At 45.6% G+C, this 15,739-nt stretch carries 18 protein-coding genes; all 18 read right to left on the bottom strand.

From position 1 onward, the window contains the following. Nucleotides 1–29 precede the first annotated feature (29 nt). The 18 genes from ACWA2B_RS23645 to ACWA2B_RS23560 all read right to left on the bottom strand — a co-directional run bounded on the left by ACWA2B_RS23645 (nucleotide 30) and on the right by ACWA2B_RS23560 (nucleotide 15,728). Nucleotides 30–917 carry a MinD/ParA family protein gene (locus ACWA2B_RS23645; RefSeq protein WP_029517003.1) on the bottom strand — a complete coding sequence of 296 codons (888 nt, stop codon included), beginning with the start codon at nucleotides 915–917 and terminating at the stop codon, nucleotides 30–32. After that, the gene (gene flhF, locus ACWA2B_RS23640) at nucleotides 914–2,356 is read right to left on the bottom strand and encodes a flagellar biosynthesis protein FlhF (RefSeq protein ID WP_029517002.1); all 1,443 of its coding nucleotides are present in this window, start codon (nucleotides 2,354–2,356) and stop codon (nucleotides 914–916) included. Before flhF ends, ACWA2B_RS23645 begins: the two co-directional genes overlap by 4 nt. Continuing rightward, on the bottom strand, nucleotides 2,353–4,386 hold the full coding sequence (gene flhA, locus ACWA2B_RS23635; RefSeq protein ID WP_016820963.1) for a flagellar biosynthesis protein FlhA: 2,034 nt from the start codon (nucleotides 4,384–4,386) through the stop codon (nucleotides 2,353–2,355). Before flhA ends, flhF begins: the two co-directional genes overlap by 4 nt. Before the next feature lie 23 nt (nucleotides 4,387–4,409). Then, entirely contained in the window at nucleotides 4,410–5,522 is a 1,113-nt protein-coding gene (gene flhB / locus ACWA2B_RS23630) for a flagellar biosynthesis protein FlhB (protein WP_049816971.1), read from the bottom strand. Next, entirely contained in the window at nucleotides 5,522–6,307 is a 786-nt protein-coding gene (fliR, locus tag ACWA2B_RS23625; RefSeq protein ID WP_023988198.1) for a flagellar biosynthetic protein FliR, read from the bottom strand. Before fliR ends, flhB begins: the two co-directional genes overlap by 1 nt. 10 nt (nucleotides 6,308–6,317) lie before the next feature. Then, the gene (gene fliQ, locus ACWA2B_RS23620; RefSeq protein ID WP_007430038.1) at nucleotides 6,318–6,587 is read right to left on the bottom strand and encodes a flagellar biosynthesis protein FliQ; all 270 of its coding nucleotides are present in this window, start codon (nucleotides 6,585–6,587) and stop codon (nucleotides 6,318–6,320) included. Nucleotides 6,588–6,624: 37 nt separating this feature from the next. Next, nucleotides 6,625–7,380, bottom strand: coding sequence for a flagellar type III secretion system pore protein FliP (gene fliP, locus ACWA2B_RS23615; RefSeq protein ID WP_449292670.1), 756 nt, complete (start codon nucleotides 7,378–7,380; stop codon nucleotides 6,625–6,627). Further along, nucleotides 7,377–7,910, bottom strand: a complete 534-nt coding sequence (locus tag ACWA2B_RS23610) for a flagellar biosynthetic protein FliO (RefSeq protein WP_029517000.1) — start codon at nucleotides 7,908–7,910, stop codon at nucleotides 7,377–7,379. Before ACWA2B_RS23610 ends, fliP begins: the two co-directional genes overlap by 4 nt. 12 nt (nucleotides 7,911–7,922) lie before the next feature. Next, entirely contained in the window at nucleotides 7,923–8,288 is a 366-nt protein-coding gene (locus ACWA2B_RS23605; RefSeq protein ID WP_010346372.1) for a response regulator, read from the bottom strand. A 29-nt stretch (nucleotides 8,289–8,317) separates the two neighbouring features. Further along, complete coding sequence (gene fliY, locus ACWA2B_RS23600; RefSeq protein ID WP_029516999.1) at nucleotides 8,318–9,628, bottom strand: flagellar motor switch phosphatase FliY; 1,311 nt, start codon at nucleotides 9,626–9,628, stop codon at nucleotides 8,318–8,320. Then, nucleotides 9,618–10,616, bottom strand: a complete 999-nt coding sequence (gene fliM / locus ACWA2B_RS23595) for a flagellar motor switch protein FliM (RefSeq protein WP_029516998.1) — start codon at nucleotides 10,614–10,616, stop codon at nucleotides 9,618–9,620. Before fliM ends, fliY begins: the two co-directional genes overlap by 11 nt. Nucleotides 10,617–10,659: 43 nt before the next feature. Next, the gene (locus tag ACWA2B_RS23590) at nucleotides 10,660–11,133 is read right to left on the bottom strand and encodes a flagellar basal body-associated FliL family protein (RefSeq protein ID WP_023988194.1); all 474 of its coding nucleotides are present in this window, start codon (nucleotides 11,131–11,133) and stop codon (nucleotides 10,660–10,662) included. Beyond that, complete coding sequence (locus ACWA2B_RS23585) at nucleotides 11,130–11,354, bottom strand: flagellar FlbD family protein (RefSeq protein WP_013309896.1); 225 nt, start codon at nucleotides 11,352–11,354, stop codon at nucleotides 11,130–11,132. Before ACWA2B_RS23585 ends, ACWA2B_RS23590 begins: the two co-directional genes overlap by 4 nt. A gap of 60 nt (nucleotides 11,355–11,414) precedes the next feature. Then, entirely contained in the window at nucleotides 11,415–12,224 is an 810-nt protein-coding gene (gene flgF / locus ACWA2B_RS23580; RefSeq protein WP_318626666.1) for a flagellar basal-body rod protein FlgF, read from the bottom strand. A gap of 103 nt (nucleotides 12,225–12,327) precedes the next feature. Then, nucleotides 12,328–12,708, bottom strand: coding sequence for a TIGR02530 family flagellar biosynthesis protein (locus ACWA2B_RS23575; RefSeq protein WP_039274704.1), 381 nt, complete (start codon nucleotides 12,706–12,708; stop codon nucleotides 12,328–12,330). Next, a complete protein-coding gene (locus ACWA2B_RS23570; protein WP_318626667.1) occupies nucleotides 12,705–13,238 on the bottom strand; it encodes a flagellar hook capping FlgD N-terminal domain-containing protein in 534 nt (177 codons plus the stop codon). Before ACWA2B_RS23570 ends, ACWA2B_RS23575 begins: the two co-directional genes overlap by 4 nt. A gap of 19 nt (nucleotides 13,239–13,257) precedes the next feature. Beyond that, nucleotides 13,258–14,718: a flagellar hook-length control protein FliK gene (locus ACWA2B_RS23565; RefSeq protein ID WP_449292669.1), complete on the bottom strand. Its 1,461-nt coding sequence runs from the start codon at nucleotides 14,716–14,718 to the stop codon at nucleotides 13,258–13,260. Between the two features lie 26 nt (nucleotides 14,719–14,744). Beyond that, on the bottom strand, nucleotides 14,745–15,728 hold the full coding sequence (locus ACWA2B_RS23560; RefSeq protein WP_023988189.1) for a magnesium transporter MgtE N-terminal domain-containing protein: 984 nt from the start codon (nucleotides 15,726–15,728) through the stop codon (nucleotides 14,745–14,747). Nucleotides 15,729–15,739: the final 11 nt, after the last annotated feature.

Genomic DNA, 15,739 nt, shown 5'->3' with positions numbered 1-15,739 from the left:
TTAAACACCTCTGTTTCCTCTCATCAAAATCAATGTACAGAACGCCGCAACCATTTTTGCATAAACCCTTTAATTCCACTCAATGCACCTGATTGCGGAATCTGTGGCATTGCTGCAAAACGGTGTGCCAGATTCAATACATCTCTTGAAGCCGCACATCCCGGAAAAGCAACCATAAATGGTACTTGCCTTTTGACTGCTTGCATGACATGAGTATCATCACTGATATGTCCAAGCAACGGGATATCGATCTCCAAAAAGCGTTTCGCAACCAGTGCGATCTTATCGGCAACTTGACGGGCCTCATTATCGTTATCGGCACGATTGACTATAATTTTGAATACCGTATCCTTTTGCAAACCGCTGACGACTTTAATTAGCGCATACGCATCTGTTAAGGACGTAGGTTCCGGTGTAGTTACAACCAGGCATTCGTCAGCTGAAGTGATGAATTTAAGGTTTTCTTTGGATAAACCTGCACCTGTATCAAATAGAATATAATCCATATCTGCCGCCATTTTCTCTACTTCTTCGGCAAAATAATTCAGATCGTCATCCGATAACGTAAACAATTCGCTCAAACCCGATCCTCCAGCAATATAAGGCAAACCACCTACACCCGTTTGAATAATTTCATCAATTGATTTCTCACGTTTTAGCAGATGTAAAAGATTGTATTGTGAATTGGCTCCCATTAATACATCAATATTGGCCATACCTATATCAGCATCAAACACAAGTACCCTTCGACCAAGGGATTGCAGAGCAAGAGCAAAGTTCAGCGTGAAATTGGATTTGCCCACCCCGCCTTTACCACTGGTGATCGTTATAATTTTTGCTTGACGACTACGTGGGGGCAATCGATATTTATCCAAGGAAGAAGCCATTTGTCTAAGTGATTGGGCTTGGTCACTCATATGGAATCTCCGTTAACTCCTGTTGATGTTTTGGGTCCAAGCAGCATGCTTGTGACCATTTCTGTATCGGGATGAAGCAGGTCATCAGGAACATTTTGTCCATTGGTAATATAGGCCAGCTGCATAGGAAATTGATGCAAAAGATTAAACATTCCACCGCAGCTACCTGTCTCGTCCATCTTAGTAAATACAACCTTACCGAGACCAAACTTGCTGAAATGTCCAGTTATATTGAGCATATCTTTACTTTTGGATGTCAGGCTGAGTACCAGATACGTCTCACTTTCATTAATAGGCGAAAGCAGACTTTGCAGTTCCGAAACAAGTAATTCATTACGATAATTTCGTCCTGCGGTATCCATGAGGATCAGGTCACAATGTTCCAGCCGTTGAATGGCTCTGTGGACGTCACCGGGAGATTGCACAACTTCAAGCGGTACATTCAAAATCGTAGCATATGTTCGCAGTTGCTCGACGGCTGAAATCCGGTACGTGTCAGAAGTAATAAATCCAACTTTGCGATGATGCTTAAACAACTGTTCTGCTGCTAACTTGGCAATGGTTGTTGTTTTCCCTACTCCGGTAGGACCTGCCACATACACAATTTTGGTATCTTTGGAGATCCCTTTGTCCAGTCTTGTCTGAATAAAACTGGCCACTTCCTCACGAAAGGCTTGTTCCCAATCGAAAGTTTCAGGCGCAAAAGGGTGCTCGCTCCGACGCACATATACCTGTTCGAGCCAATACTCCAGTAAATCACGTTCCACTTCCTGTTCCAGCACACGCTCACAAATCTCTTGCAGCGGCTCCGGCCAAGTACTTTCCATTGAAGAGTTTCGGGAAAACCGAGTCATCATAGTCTTCATTTCCCGCAATTCATTAAGCAGAGCCTGATTTTCCTCCGCTCCGCTCTTGTCTGGAACGCTTGCTTCAATGGGCTGTTTAAACAGTTCACTGGATGATTTCATGTTCGAAAGTAATGCTTCATGATCAAGTGCTTGAGACGTAGTCTCCAGATTATTAGCAGACCTAGATGACAAATGCTCAGTTGCTGAAGCTGCTTGTTCTGCATCGATCATTAATTCAGCTTGTTCTTCTTTGGAACCACCCGTCATCTGCGTTACCCGCCGATAAGCTTCTGGAGCAGCTTGTCTGGGAACCACAGGCATAAATGATTTTTCTGGCTGTTCAGGAGCATTCATTGAAGATGAAGCCGCCTGGGCAAGCTCTTGTGAAGATAGTCCAAAACGTCGTGGCTTTTGAGGTTGCTTCTCCTCTACCGCAGCTACCACTTCGATTTTCTTTTTACTGAACATTCCCATGAAACCGCCGACCTTCATTTCCTTTGTACTTAAAATGACGGCGTCTGTTCCTAAGTCACCCCTGATTTGCAGCATAGCTTCTGGCATGGTATCCACTACATATCGTTTCACTCTCATAAGTTCACCACCCCGACACTTTGAATTTCAACGTTCGGCTCCAGCTCACTGTACGACAGCACTGGGACATCCTGCATCGTCCGCTCCATCACTTGCCGCAAATACATACGTATTGTCGGTGACGTTAACACAATAGGCTGCTGTCCAGATTGAATGAGACGGTTGATTTGCTCCATCATTCTTTGATACACCGTTTGCGTTGACACCGGGTCTAGAGCTAAATAGCTACCTTGCTCCGACTGTTGCACGCTTTCAGCAATTTTCTTCTCCAATCCTGGTCCCACTGTAATAACGCGTAACGTCTCCCCTTGTTGGGCAAATTGCTGCGTAATCTGACGGGACAACGCCTGACGGACATATTCAGTCAGCACGTCGGGATCTTTTGTATAAGTACCGTAGTCAGCTAGTGTTTCGAAAATAGTCACCATATCGCGAATGGAGATTTTTTCTTTCAATAGCTTGGCCAGCACTTTTTGTACATCCCCAATCGCAAGCACAGAAGGAATAAGGTCGTCCACCAGCACTGGATAATTCTCTTTGAGATTGTCGACCAGCGACCGTGTTTCCTGTCTGCCAAGCAACTCATGAGCATGTTTCTTGATCGTCTCCGTAAGATGAGTAGCTACAACTGAAGGTGGATCAACTACGGTATAACCAGATAATTCCGCAACATCCTTGGTGTTCTCATCAATCCAGAGCGCAGGCAATCCGAAGGCTGGTTCCGTCGTTTCGATTCCTGTAATAGAATCATCGTCGTATCCCGGACTCATAGCCAGGTAATGATTTAACAGAAGCTCTCCGCCGCCCACGGTATTACCTTTAATTTTAATTACATACTCGTTTGGCTTGAGCTGAATGTTGTCCCGAATACGAATGACCGGCACAACCAGACCTAGCTCCAAAGCACATTGACGACGGATCATAATAATCCGATCTAATAAATCCCCGCCCTGCTGTGTATCCGCCAGCGGAATTAACCCGTATCCAAATTCAAATTCAATTGGATCTACCTGAAGCAAATTAATGACACTTTCCGGACTACGGACTTCTTCAATTTGTTGCTCCTCTTCCAGCTGTTCATCGGCTATCTGCTTGCGCTCCATATTGCCCTGCATTCTTCGAGCCGCAAAAAACAGCAGAATCGCCAGTGGAAGAGTTGTAATGATATGAATAGGTGTGAAAAGCCCTAATAATGCAATTGTGGCAGCCACAATGTAGATCAGTTTTGGATAAGAAAAGAGTTGTCCAGTTAAATCCTCTGCCAAGTTGCCATCTGACGTAGCCCGCGTAACAATCAAGCCTGACGCCGTGGATATGAGCAGTGCGGGTATCTGACTGACCAGTCCGTCACCGATGGTGAGGACAGAATAAGTCGACAGCGCCTCTTGAAATCCTTTTCCCTGAACGGCCATACCGATAATAAAGCCACCGACCAAGTTGATGATCAAAATGATAATACTAGCAATGGCATCACCTTTAACGAATTTACTCGCACCATCCATCGCTCCGTAAAAATCTGCTTCCCGTTCGATTTTACTGCGTCGTTCACGGGCTTGCTGCTCATTGATCAAACCTGCATTCAGATCCGCATCAATACTCATTTGTTTACCCGGCATTGCATCCAATGTAAACCGTGCGCCTACCTCAGCAACCCGCTCAGATCCCTTGGTGATAACAATGAACTGTACGACCACGAGAATGAGAAAGACAACAAAACCGACGGCAATTTGCCCTCCTGCAATCCAACTACCAAACGTAGCAACTACTTCCCCTGCATGGCCCTCACCTAAAATAAGTTTGGTTGTAGAGATATTAAGTGCCAAACGAAATAGCGTTGTAATGAGCAGCAATGAAGGGAAAATAGAGAACTGTAAAGCTTCCTTCGTATTCATAGAAACGAGTAGAATCATTAAAGCAATAGAAATATTAATGACGAGTAGGATATCCAGCAGCCATGATGGGATCGGGAGAATCATCATAAGAACGATACCGATGACGCCTGCAAGGACAGTTATTTCTTTTATTTTCACGGGTCTCTAGCCCTCCGATCCCTTTATTTCACTTTACCTTTTAATTTATATACATACGCCAGCACTTCGGCAACGGCCTGGAACAGATCAGCTGGTATCGCATCCCCGATTTCGGCTCTTTGAAACAGCGCCCGCGCCAGCGGCTTGTTTTCCATCGTTATAACGCCGTTTTGCTTGGCAATTTCTTTAATTCGGAGCGCAACGTAATCTTGCCCTTTCGCAATAATCTGCGGCGCTTCCATCTCCGAACCGTCATATTTCAAAGCCACAGCAAAGTGCGTAGGGTTGGTAATGATGACATCTGCATTAGGAACCTCCTGCATCATACGCTGCATAGCCATACGGCGCTGACGCTCGCGAATTTTCCCTTTGATCAGCGGGTCACCCTCCATTTTCTTGTATTCATCCTTGATGTCCTGTTTGGACATTTTCAGGTTTTTCTCATGCTCATAACGTTGATACATATAGTCCAATACCGCTAAAACGAACAGCACCACACCAATTTTGAGCCCCAGTTCCATCGTTAATGAAGCTGTAAAGCTCAACATCTGATCGCCGGACATTTCAGACAGTTTGGGTAGGTCAGCCTTTGTTTTCCAGAGTACGCTGTACACCAGATAACCAATTACGGTCATCTTTAAAACAGATTTCAGGAATTCAACCAATGACCTCATGGAAAAAATATTTTTGAATCCTTTAATCGGATCAATCTTGCTAAACTTGGGCGTAATGCCCTCTCCGGTTAATAAAAAACCGATCTGCATGTAATTCGCTGCTATCCCAATGACAATGGCCCCAATAAAAATAGGTGCCAACATAATCAAAATTTGCACACCATATTCGCCCATCATCAGCAGCGTTGTGTTCGGCGTTACCTCCATAGAAAGCCGATTCACAAAAATATCTCGAAATAGTCGAACCGCATGGTCCTTAAAATACCCGCCGAAAATCATGAGGCAAAAAAACGTAACCAGCAGGACACCAGCGGCGGGCAACTCCATGCTTTTTGCAACCTGCCCTTTTTGTCTTGCATCCTGTTTCTTTTTGGGTGTAGCTTTTTCCGTTTTTTCCCCTGAGAACAACTGCAGGTTCATAGCATATTTAAATGACAAACTACGTTCCTCCAGACCAGATATTAAGGACGATTACCCATAATATCCAACAAGTTGCGCATGGATTCGAACATCACAGAAAACAATCTTTCGAATATAAAAGCAAAACTTGGCATGAGAAGCAGTAACATGAACAGTCCCACAATAATTTTAAGAGGTACACCAATGACAAAAATGTTGAATTGTGGCGCTGTTTTAGCTAAAAAACCGAGTCCCACATCCGTTAAAAAGGTAGCTACTACAATGGGGGCAGCAATTTGAAAGGCCAGCATAAATGATTCCGCAAAAGAACGTACCAGGAATTCAGTTACACTGCCACCATACAGCTTTACAAAAAAATCATTTGTCAACGGTACCCAATCATAGCTGTATAAGATAGCATTTAGCAGATGATGGTGCCCATTTATACTTAAAAAGAACAATACAGCTATGGCAAACTTAAAATTCCCTGTTAAAGGCGTTGAAGCCCCTGTCATGGGATCAAACACACTCGCCATTCCGAACCCCACCTGTAAATCTATAAATGAACCTGCGGTTTGGATCGCTGTCATGAACAGATATGCAGTAAATCCCAATAACAACCCAATCAGCACTTCACGGCCCACTAACAGCACATACGCTACATCGGTCGGTACCTGTTGATGCGTACCATATGTAAGATACACGACCAAAGCAAGAAATCCTGAAATTCCGACCTTAAAGATATTAGGTACACCTCGGGTCGAAAAAATAGGCGCTACTACAAAAAATGAGGTAATCCGACAAAAAATCAGCAAAAAAACAGGAAAACTTTGTAACAATATGTTCATAACATTCAGCCTAACCTATATATTTGTACAAATTGTCCAGAATGTTATACGTAAAGTCCACTAATGTGGTCAATATCCAAGGCCCGAACAAAAGCAATGCCAGCAATACGGCGACAATCTTCGGAACAAAGGCCAGTGTCTGCTCCTGAATTTGGGTTGTCGCCTGAAAAATGCTGATAATCAAACCCACGACTAGCCCCAAAATCAGCATCGGAGCGCTCACCTTGAGTACAATGTACACCGCTTGCCCAGCCAGGGAAATAATAAACTCCGAAGTCATTGCCGTCCTCCTTGATTGCTGTCCTTGCATGAAGTACTCATGTGTTAAAACTTAGAAGCAACGATTTGACTACCAAATACCAACCATCTACAAGTACAAAGAGCAGTATTTTAAAAGGAAGTGAAATCATTACCGGTGGTAGCATCATCATCCCCATAGCCATGAGTGTACTCGACACTACAATGTCTATAACTAAAAATGGTATGAAAATCATAAAGCCCATCTGAAAGGCCGTTTTCAACTCACTGATTGCATAAGCCGGAACCATCACCGTTAGTGGAATATCCTTATAATTCTTTGGTTTTTCCATCTTGGTGTATTTCATAAAGAGCAGTAGATCCTTCTCACGTGTATGAGAGAACATAAAGGTCTTGATCGGTACCGATGCCTTGTCCAGCGCCTGAGACTGTGTTATATCCCCCTTGAGATACGGCTGAAGCGCAGTTTCATTCATAGCTGAGAACGTCGGTGCCATAATGAATAAAGTGAGAAACAAAGCCAGTCCAACAAGCACCTGATTAGGCGGCATCTGCTGGGTTCCCAGCGAAGTTCGCACAAAGCCAAGCACAATCACAATTCGCGTAAAACTTGTCATAAGTACAAGCAACGCGGGCGCTACACTAATGACAGTAATAAGTAAAATAATAGACAGCGAGGTGGCACCGGGCTGTCCTTTGTCCGAATTGCCGACTTGAATATCAATGTTCGGAATCGGTTCCGCAGAGGCCGCCGTCACCGAAATGAAGCTGAATAAGACAAGCAGCAAACATGCAAGTATAATCTTTTTTCTCATGAATCTCCCGACCGATCTGTAGTATTCTCCTCATTGCGCAGCTTTTCAAGTTTATCCTTGCGATTCGGCATTTGCCGAAGCTTGGATTCAAACATCTCGTGAAAAGATGTCTCCTCTTCAGGCTGCTGCTGTGCCGCGTTGTTCCGGCGAAGCTTATCCGCAATTTTAGCGAATAGCGGGGCAATCGGGCCGCGCTGCAGAGAAGCTTCCTGCTCCAGTGCGGCCAAAATTTGCTCCACTTCTTCAGGATCGGATACTTTGTCAACAAGCTGGATATCTTCTCCCACACCAATGAGGTACACACTGCTACCTACTTCAACAAGCTGAAGGGATTTATTGGGACCCAGTCCCACGCCTCCCAGTATGCGAACGGAGCGGTTGCTGAACCAGCTCTGATTTCTTTTACTCAAAAACCGTATCAAGTACACGATCAGTACGATGATAAAGATTAGCACGAAAAGGACCCAGGCAATGTTGCCTATATTGCTGGATGTACTCAATGCGTCAGAGGCACCCTGTTGTGTATCCATACTGGGTGCGCCTTAGACACCCAGTGTTTTGTTGATGGCTTCGATAACCCGATCCGATTGGAAAGGCTTAACGATAAAATCTTTTGCGCCAGCTTGAATGGCATCAATAACCATTGCTTGCTGACCCATCGCGGAACACATGATAACCTTTGCATTCGCGTCAATTTGTTTGATTTCCTTCAGAGCGGCAATGCCGTCCATTTCAGGCATCGTGATATCCATCGTAATCAGGTCCGGACGAAGCTCCTTGAATTTTTCAATGGCCTGTGATCCATCTTGGGCCTCTCCTACTACCTCAAATCCATTTTTGGACAGGATGTCCCGAATCATCATTCTCATAAATGCAGCATCGTCCACGATCAAAATACGGTTTGCCATCTGAAATAAATCCTCCCTAAATTATGCTTTTATTGTAATTTTTGAATACGGTCCCATTGACTTACAATATCTGTTACGCGCACACCAAAGTTCTCGTCGATTACGACAACCTCGCCCTTGGCAATCAGTTTGTTGTTTACCAAAATGTCCACCGGCTCCCCAGCAAGCTTGTCTAGTTCAATAATTGAACCTTGTGAGAGCTCCAGAATATCTTTAATTTGCTTTTGGGTCCTTCCTAATTCTACGGTGACTCTAAGGGGAATGTCCATCAATAAATTTAAATTGTTTTCATCCACTTGCGCAAATGCACCGGACTGCAAGTTAGAAAATTGTACAGGTTGTACATTTACATTACGTCCCGGTACTGCGCCGTAGTGATGAGGCGTTCCGTAAGGAGCTTGCGGCGGTACACCAGCTGGCATTCCATAACCCGGTGTTCCATAGCCTGGAGCGCCCTGCTGCCCATATCCCGGGTCTTGAGGATACATTGGCGGTTGTTGTCCATAGCCTGCGTCTTGCGGCGCCTGCGCGGCTGCAGGTGGCTGTTGATAGGCTGGTGCAGGCGGTTGCTGCGGAACGCTAGCTTGTTGCGGCACTTCGGGAGCAGCTGTTGCAGCTACCTGCTGTGCAGACGCTTGCGGTTGTTCTTCATCCTCTCCGCCATTCATTAGGATGCTCACCATTTTTTTGGCGAAATTAACAGGTAACAGTTGCATCAGCGTAGAGTCAATAAGATCCCCGATCAATAACCGGAAGGAGACTGTGATGAGCGTCTCTTCATCCGGCAGACTGGATACTCCATCACCGTGCATAGGATCCAAAATATCAATCCCCGGTGGAGAGATATTAACAAAACGATTAAACATAGTAGACATTGAGGTCGCCGACGATCCCATCATCTGGTTCATCGCTTCCTGCACAGCACTAATGTGGATTTCATTCAATTCTTCATCTGCTGGGTTTCCTTCACCACCAAGCATTAAGTCCGCTATCACTTGTGCATCACGCTTTTTGATTACGAGTGAGTTAATACCCTCGAATCCATCGACATAATTTACATGTACAGCTACGTGTGGCTTTGGAAATGCAGTTTCAAATTCAGAACGGGTAATAATTGAAACTTTAGGTGTCGTAATATCCACCTTTTGACCGAGCAGTGTGGAAAGAGCCGTAGCTGCGCTGCCGAACGTTATATTACCGATTTCCCCGAGAGCATCCTGCTCCAGAGGAGTCAGAAAATCGTCAACGGTCTTGCCTGCGGGAGTAGAATCCGTCCCCGCTTCAGACTGTTTCAGCAAGGCATCGATTTCCTCCTGGGACAAATAGTCTTTACTCGTCAATTTCTTCAACTCCTTCGTTGACAATTTCATCAATTTGTACGGCAACACGATCTCTTACCATGCCGGGACTTCCCATAAACTTCAATTTCTCGCCTACCCGGATGGATAGTCCTTCTTTGACAGGTTTGTTCAATGAAATGACATCCCCGACCGAAAGACCCAGAAACTCGGCTACATTTATCCGGGATTCACCCAACTCCGCAATAATAGGGAGCTCTGCTTTGGTGACCCGTAATCTCAAGGCGTCAATCTCTTCGGGCGCCCTTGATTTCTTTTCGGATGTAAACCACTGGTGCGTGGACAGTCTAGCCATAATAGGTTCCAATACCACATGCGGGATACAGAGGTTAATCATCCCTGTGGTATCACCAATTTTGGTACTAAGCGAAATCAGAGCAATCGTTTCATTCGGCGAGACAATCTGCATGAACTGCGGATTTGTTTCCATCGCCTCTAGGCGCGGTTCAATGTCCAGTACCGTTTTCCAAGCCTCTTGCAGGCTATCAAAGGTACGACTGAAAATTCGCTCCATAATCGTCGTCTCGATTTCGGTCAACGCAGTAACCTTTGACGGTGCCGAACCTGTTCCTCCGAGAAGCCTGTCCAACATGGCATAAGCAACGTTCGGGTGAACCTCAAGCACCATACGGCCTTCCAGCGGTTCAGCTTCAAAAATGTTTAGAATGGTCATTTTCGGAATGGAGCGAATGAATTCATCATAAGGAAGTTGCTCCACCTGAACGACATTAATTTGGACAAAAGTACGAAGCTGCGCTGAAAAATATGTGGTCAGATACCGTGCAAAGTTCTCGTGTATCCGCGTCAGACTCCGTATATGATCCTTGGAAAACCTAAGCGCTCTTTTGAAATCATAAGCGCGAACTTTCTTTTGGGTATCTTCCTTTTTAAGTTCTTCCGCATCCATTTCACCGGACGAAAGAGCTGCTAAAAGGGCATCAATTTCCCCTTGTGACAGTACATCCACCAATGTTATTCACCCCCTTACGTGTTCCTGACAAGTTCACCTGGAATCAAATGGCTGCCAGCAAAAAGTCTGTAATTTTGGCGTTCCCCAGGTGACCTTCAGGGAGCGACTTGTTGATGAGATCCGTCAGCTTGTCACTGAACTGGTCCCGGCCTTTAGCCGTTCTGAGCTCATCAGGTTTGGTGTCTGCAAGTAATTGAATAACGATGGGCTTAATACTGATGTCTTTGATTTTTTCAAAAGATTCTTTTGCTTTGGCATCGTTCAATTGAAAAGATAGGTTCATCTGAACAATGTAATCTGCGTCTGCCAGATTTGTTTTGATACCGGTAATTTCAGAGCTCACTTCCACCAATTCATCTGCTGACAATCTTGGAAGTTGTTCTGCCTGAGCAGCTTGCGCATTCGGTATGACTTCCGACTTCTTCCCGCTAAGCGCTGGTATAAGTACAAAGGCCGCGCCTGCAATCAAAGTAATCGCGAGTAAAATTGTAATGAGCCATGGCAGCATCTTCTTCATTCGTCTTCCTCCATTTGTTGCACTTTTATCGTGGCGGCATGCATGCCGATTTCACGGCTGTAACCCTTGATCAAGGAGACGACATCTGCCGCTTTTTCCAATACAATCAACCGTTTCCCCGTCACCAAAGTGACGTATGTATCCGGTGTTTCCTCCACAGTCTCAATGAGCAGCGCATTAAGCCACATAGGCGAGCCGTTCAGCCGCGTTAACGGGATCATCGTAATACCAACCTCCTGATAGGTGCGGAGGAGCCTCTACTCCTCCGCGTTTAAATGAGATTATCGTTTCAAGTTTACAACTTCCTGAAGCACTTCATCCGAGGTCGTAATGATACGCGAGTTCGCTTGGAATCCGCGCTGAGCTACGATCATTTCGGTAAATTCGCCTGTCAGATCAACGTTGGACATTTCCAGCTGACCCGCGATAATAGCTCCACGGCCCTCTGAGTTGGCTGCTCCTGGCTCAATGGCATCAATGTTGGAGTTGACCGTTGTACGATACAGGCTGCCTCCAATTTTCTCCAAACCTTCTGGGTTTGTAACTCTGGCTATACCAATTTGCGTGCCATTATCTACTGTACCATCATCCAGCTGCTGTACAATCGTACCATCCTGCGAGATAGAGACTGCCGTAACATTGTCAGCAAGTGTGATTGGATCTCCACCCGCATCTCCTACAAAAAATCCATCTGCAGTAACCAGATTTCGGTTTGCGTCTATGTGGAAATCACCCGCACGAGTCAGATAAGGGACTTCCTGTGCATCATTCATTTTGATCAGGAAAAATCCGTCACCGTTAATCCGCAAATCCGTCGGATTATTGGTAGTCATTGCACTACCCGGAAGGTGCAGGGTATCAATTGAGCTGACGGACACCCCTAGACCAACCTGCTTGGCATTTTGACCTGCAGTTGTCGTAGCGTCAGGCGCACTTGCACCCGAACTGGTTTGGCTCAAGATATCTTTGAACATCACTCGGCTGGACTTGAAGCCTGTAGTATTTACGTTTGCAATGTTGTTACCGATAACGTCCAGCTTTGTTTGAAAGCCCTTCATGCCCGATACACCTGAATACATTGATCTCAACATTGAGTATAAATCCTCCTCTGATTGGTTGCTTAGTTGACCGCATCAGTCGATCCGCGGCTTTTTCATGGCTTTCCTATTCGGGCCAGCCACTCCATATACATTTTTATGAAATAATTACAGCACTATCTATCTGCGTAAATACGTTATCCTCCATGGACTTCTTATCCATCGCGGTAACAACTGTTCGATTAGGTACACTTACAATCAAAGCCATATCCTGCATTAAAATCAATGATTCTTTGGCGCCTTTGGCAGCTGCTTTATCCACAGCAGAGTTGATTTTCGCCATTTGGTCACTTCTCAACTCTATTCCCCGCTGCTCCAGACGCTTGGCTGCATGGTTGCTCAGCTTGAGCACCTGTTCCTGCAACACCTGACCGAACGGTCTGGCATCCTTGGATACCGAATTTACTCGGTTTTGTGAGATTGCTGCCGGGGGCACGTTGGCGGGAAAAAGGCGTCCGACCGTCATTCTATCATTCATGAGTTCTCACCGCTTCCAGTAGAGGAAGAAGATGAAGTATCCGATGTATTTGTAGCGGGAGTCGTTGTATTAGCCTGACTCACTGATGTTACATCTTTTAATGCCACCTCAGCCGCTCCCATTTTGGCATACTGCACACCGTCGCGAATAACGATAGAATCCACGATTCCACTTTTTACGGTACCCGCACCTGTTTCACCTGTGATGGAGTCTTTTTTACCTGCCTCAATCCAGCTGACTTCTTTTCCTATCAAACCGGAAGCCGTACCCAAAGACTGTCCCAATGCATTCAACTGCGTAGAAATGTTCATCAGTTGTTCCACTGAGGAAAACTGGGCCATTTGAGCGATAAATTCTTTATCCTCCAAAGGCTGCATCGGATCCTGATTTTGTAGCTGGGTGATCAAAATTTTCAGAAATTGATCTTTACCCATAGTCTTAGTATCCTTAGCACTCGCCGTTTTGACATTGTTCACATTGTAATTCGGCCAGACGTTGCTGGTGGATACATTGTTGTCTGTCGTCGTCATTGTGTTCTCACCTCCATCATTACGCTTGTGCTGTAAAGGAGCCTGTCCGATTTATATCATCTGCACGTTGTTCTGCTGTCCAGTTACGGAGTTCCTCTGCCATTTCAGCTACCTTCATAGCATCTTCGCTCTCTTCTCTACCACGAGCTTTGGAACGTTGATTGGATTGCTGCTGCTGCTGATTAGCTCCAGATCCGCGCCCATCCTGATACATATGGGAGGAAAGCGACTCATTGTGCGTGACTTCTACCTTATCCACCTGGATACCTTGGCTCTGGAGACTCGAACGCAGCTGCGACATTTGCTGTTCCAGCAAATCCTTCGCTCCGCTATGCTCAGTCATGAACTGGGCAACCAGATGACCATTTTGCATTATCAGCTTAACCTCCAGCTGGCCCAGATGATCTGGACGAAGCATGATAGTCGCTTCCGTCAAGCCAGTGTGTTTTACAATGTCAAGTTTCTGCACTACAAATTCGGTCATCTCCTTGGCAAATTGCCGCACATGTACGACTGGTTGAGCCGGAGCCGAAGGTGTTGTTCCTTGCGTTTGTACCGAAAGCTGTCCCGCAGTCGTGATCACTGGAGTCTGATTGTCAGTTGCTGTCGAATCCGCTTGCTCAGTTGCATCTACGAATGCACTCGCTTCATCCGTTGCAGTCGTCTTAACTGCAGACTGAACGAGAATATTAGTTGATGAACGTTGCCCTTCTGAACCTTGTTGATTAGTTTTGCCTTGACTAGCTTGCTGCTGAGAAGCAACAACCTGTTTGTCTGTAGTGGCTGTAGCTACGGTCTGAGTACCATTTGTTCGATTTGCAGAAGGCTGAACTGCTTGTGAATCCCCACCATCAGCAAGTTCCACAGCTTTCATTACACCATTCCACTGCTCATCGGAAATTGCTCCCGTACCTGCCGTTGCGCTTTGGAGCGATTGTAGCAACTGTGTCACCTGGGACTTTTGGTCTCCAGAAGCCTGCTCTGCTACATTGGCAAGTTGTGACAAAGCGTCCTGCAATGCAAATCGAAGAGTAGCCGGGTTGGCTGCCAAGGCTGTTAAGCCTGTCGCCTCTGTCGTTTCTCCACCGTTTAACTGTTGATTTGTTCCGTCGCCTTGCAAAAACTGTTGTACTTGCTGAATCCAAGCTTGCAGAGTTGCAAGCAGAGCAGGATCGGCAGCTACTTGATCATCCAACTTTTCGAGATTCTGCAGCAAAGGAGCCAGTGTTTCGACCAGCGACTCCGTTGGAGCTTCCGTGGATTCTCCAGTCGCAATAAGCGGGAGTACCATAACTAATGGAGAACCGTTCGCATCTGTGCCTGCTGAGCCCGTTTGCCCGCCTGTCATCATTTGCGTAAGTGTTTGATTAAAAGCACCCGTGGTTGCTCCAGCAGCTGTGGCTGTAGTCGTTGTTGAGGCCGTTGTACTGCTAGCTGTCTGACTGGAGCCGAGCGATACACTTTGAGAAATAAGGGTCATTTATTTTTCACCTCCCTTCATTTAAATTACTTACTGCCCATCAGTTTGTTTAAAATTTTTGCGGTCTGAGCCGCATCCTTGGCAGACATATTTTGTAGTAAAGAACCACGTGTCGAATCATCTACTGTATTTAATATGTTTAATGCCTTGTCTGGACTGATTTTGTAAGTTTGCAAAATAAGTTCGGCACCGCTCTTCTTGTCCATGGAAGCAAATGTGCTACTGATTTGAGTGCTTTGCAAACTCTTACTCGTCGTGCCAGCTGTGGTACCTTGATCCTTTTTCAGACGAGACTGCAACGCAGCAACTGACAAATCCGTAGATGGCGTTACGTTTTTCAGAGCCATAGTAATATCGGCTGCTTTTTTAGCGTCCATCTTTTGCAAAATCTTCGCACTGTTGGCAGGGTCCATGTAGCTTAGCAGCTGCACAGTCTCTTCCGTAGTCAGATTCTCCATAATCGGTGCCGCTTTACTAGCTGTCATTCCTTCATACATACTAGCAAGATCTCTGGCCTGTTTTACATAAGGATCTTCATTTGTTGTTCCACCTGTAGTTTGCGTACCAGCCTGTCCCTGCTGACTGGCCTGTGGCTGCTGTTCCTGTTGCGTTTGGAGCGTATTGACCTGATTCTGCAGTTCAGTAACCTTTTTATCTTGTGTCGTCTTAGCAGCGGTAGCCTTTTTAAGCTCCTCCGTCTGCTTGGCTAGATCTGCCTTTAACTGCTGAATGGTTGCTTCAGAACTTTCGGACTGAGCCTTTTGATCTGCCTCTTTCGTCTGTGTAGCCTTATCTTTCGGTTCAGGTACCCAATTTTTAACAACTGGTATTTTGTTCCCTAATGAAATCATTTCGCTTCTGAAGTCCATATTGAACAATGTAAGCAGGACCCCGACCAGAACGATTGTGAACACAATCGGAATCAGGAAAAACATAAACCGTTCAAATCCCCCGCCTGATTCTTTTCCTAAATCCATATCCAGTTCATTTTCTGCTAACTTCTGTGCCATCGTCTTCCTCC

It is taken from the genome of Paenibacillus sp. CMM36, from assembly GCF_053570945.1.
Note: the sequence above shows the minus strand (reverse complement) of the source record. Positions and strands in the feature narration are given on the sequence as shown.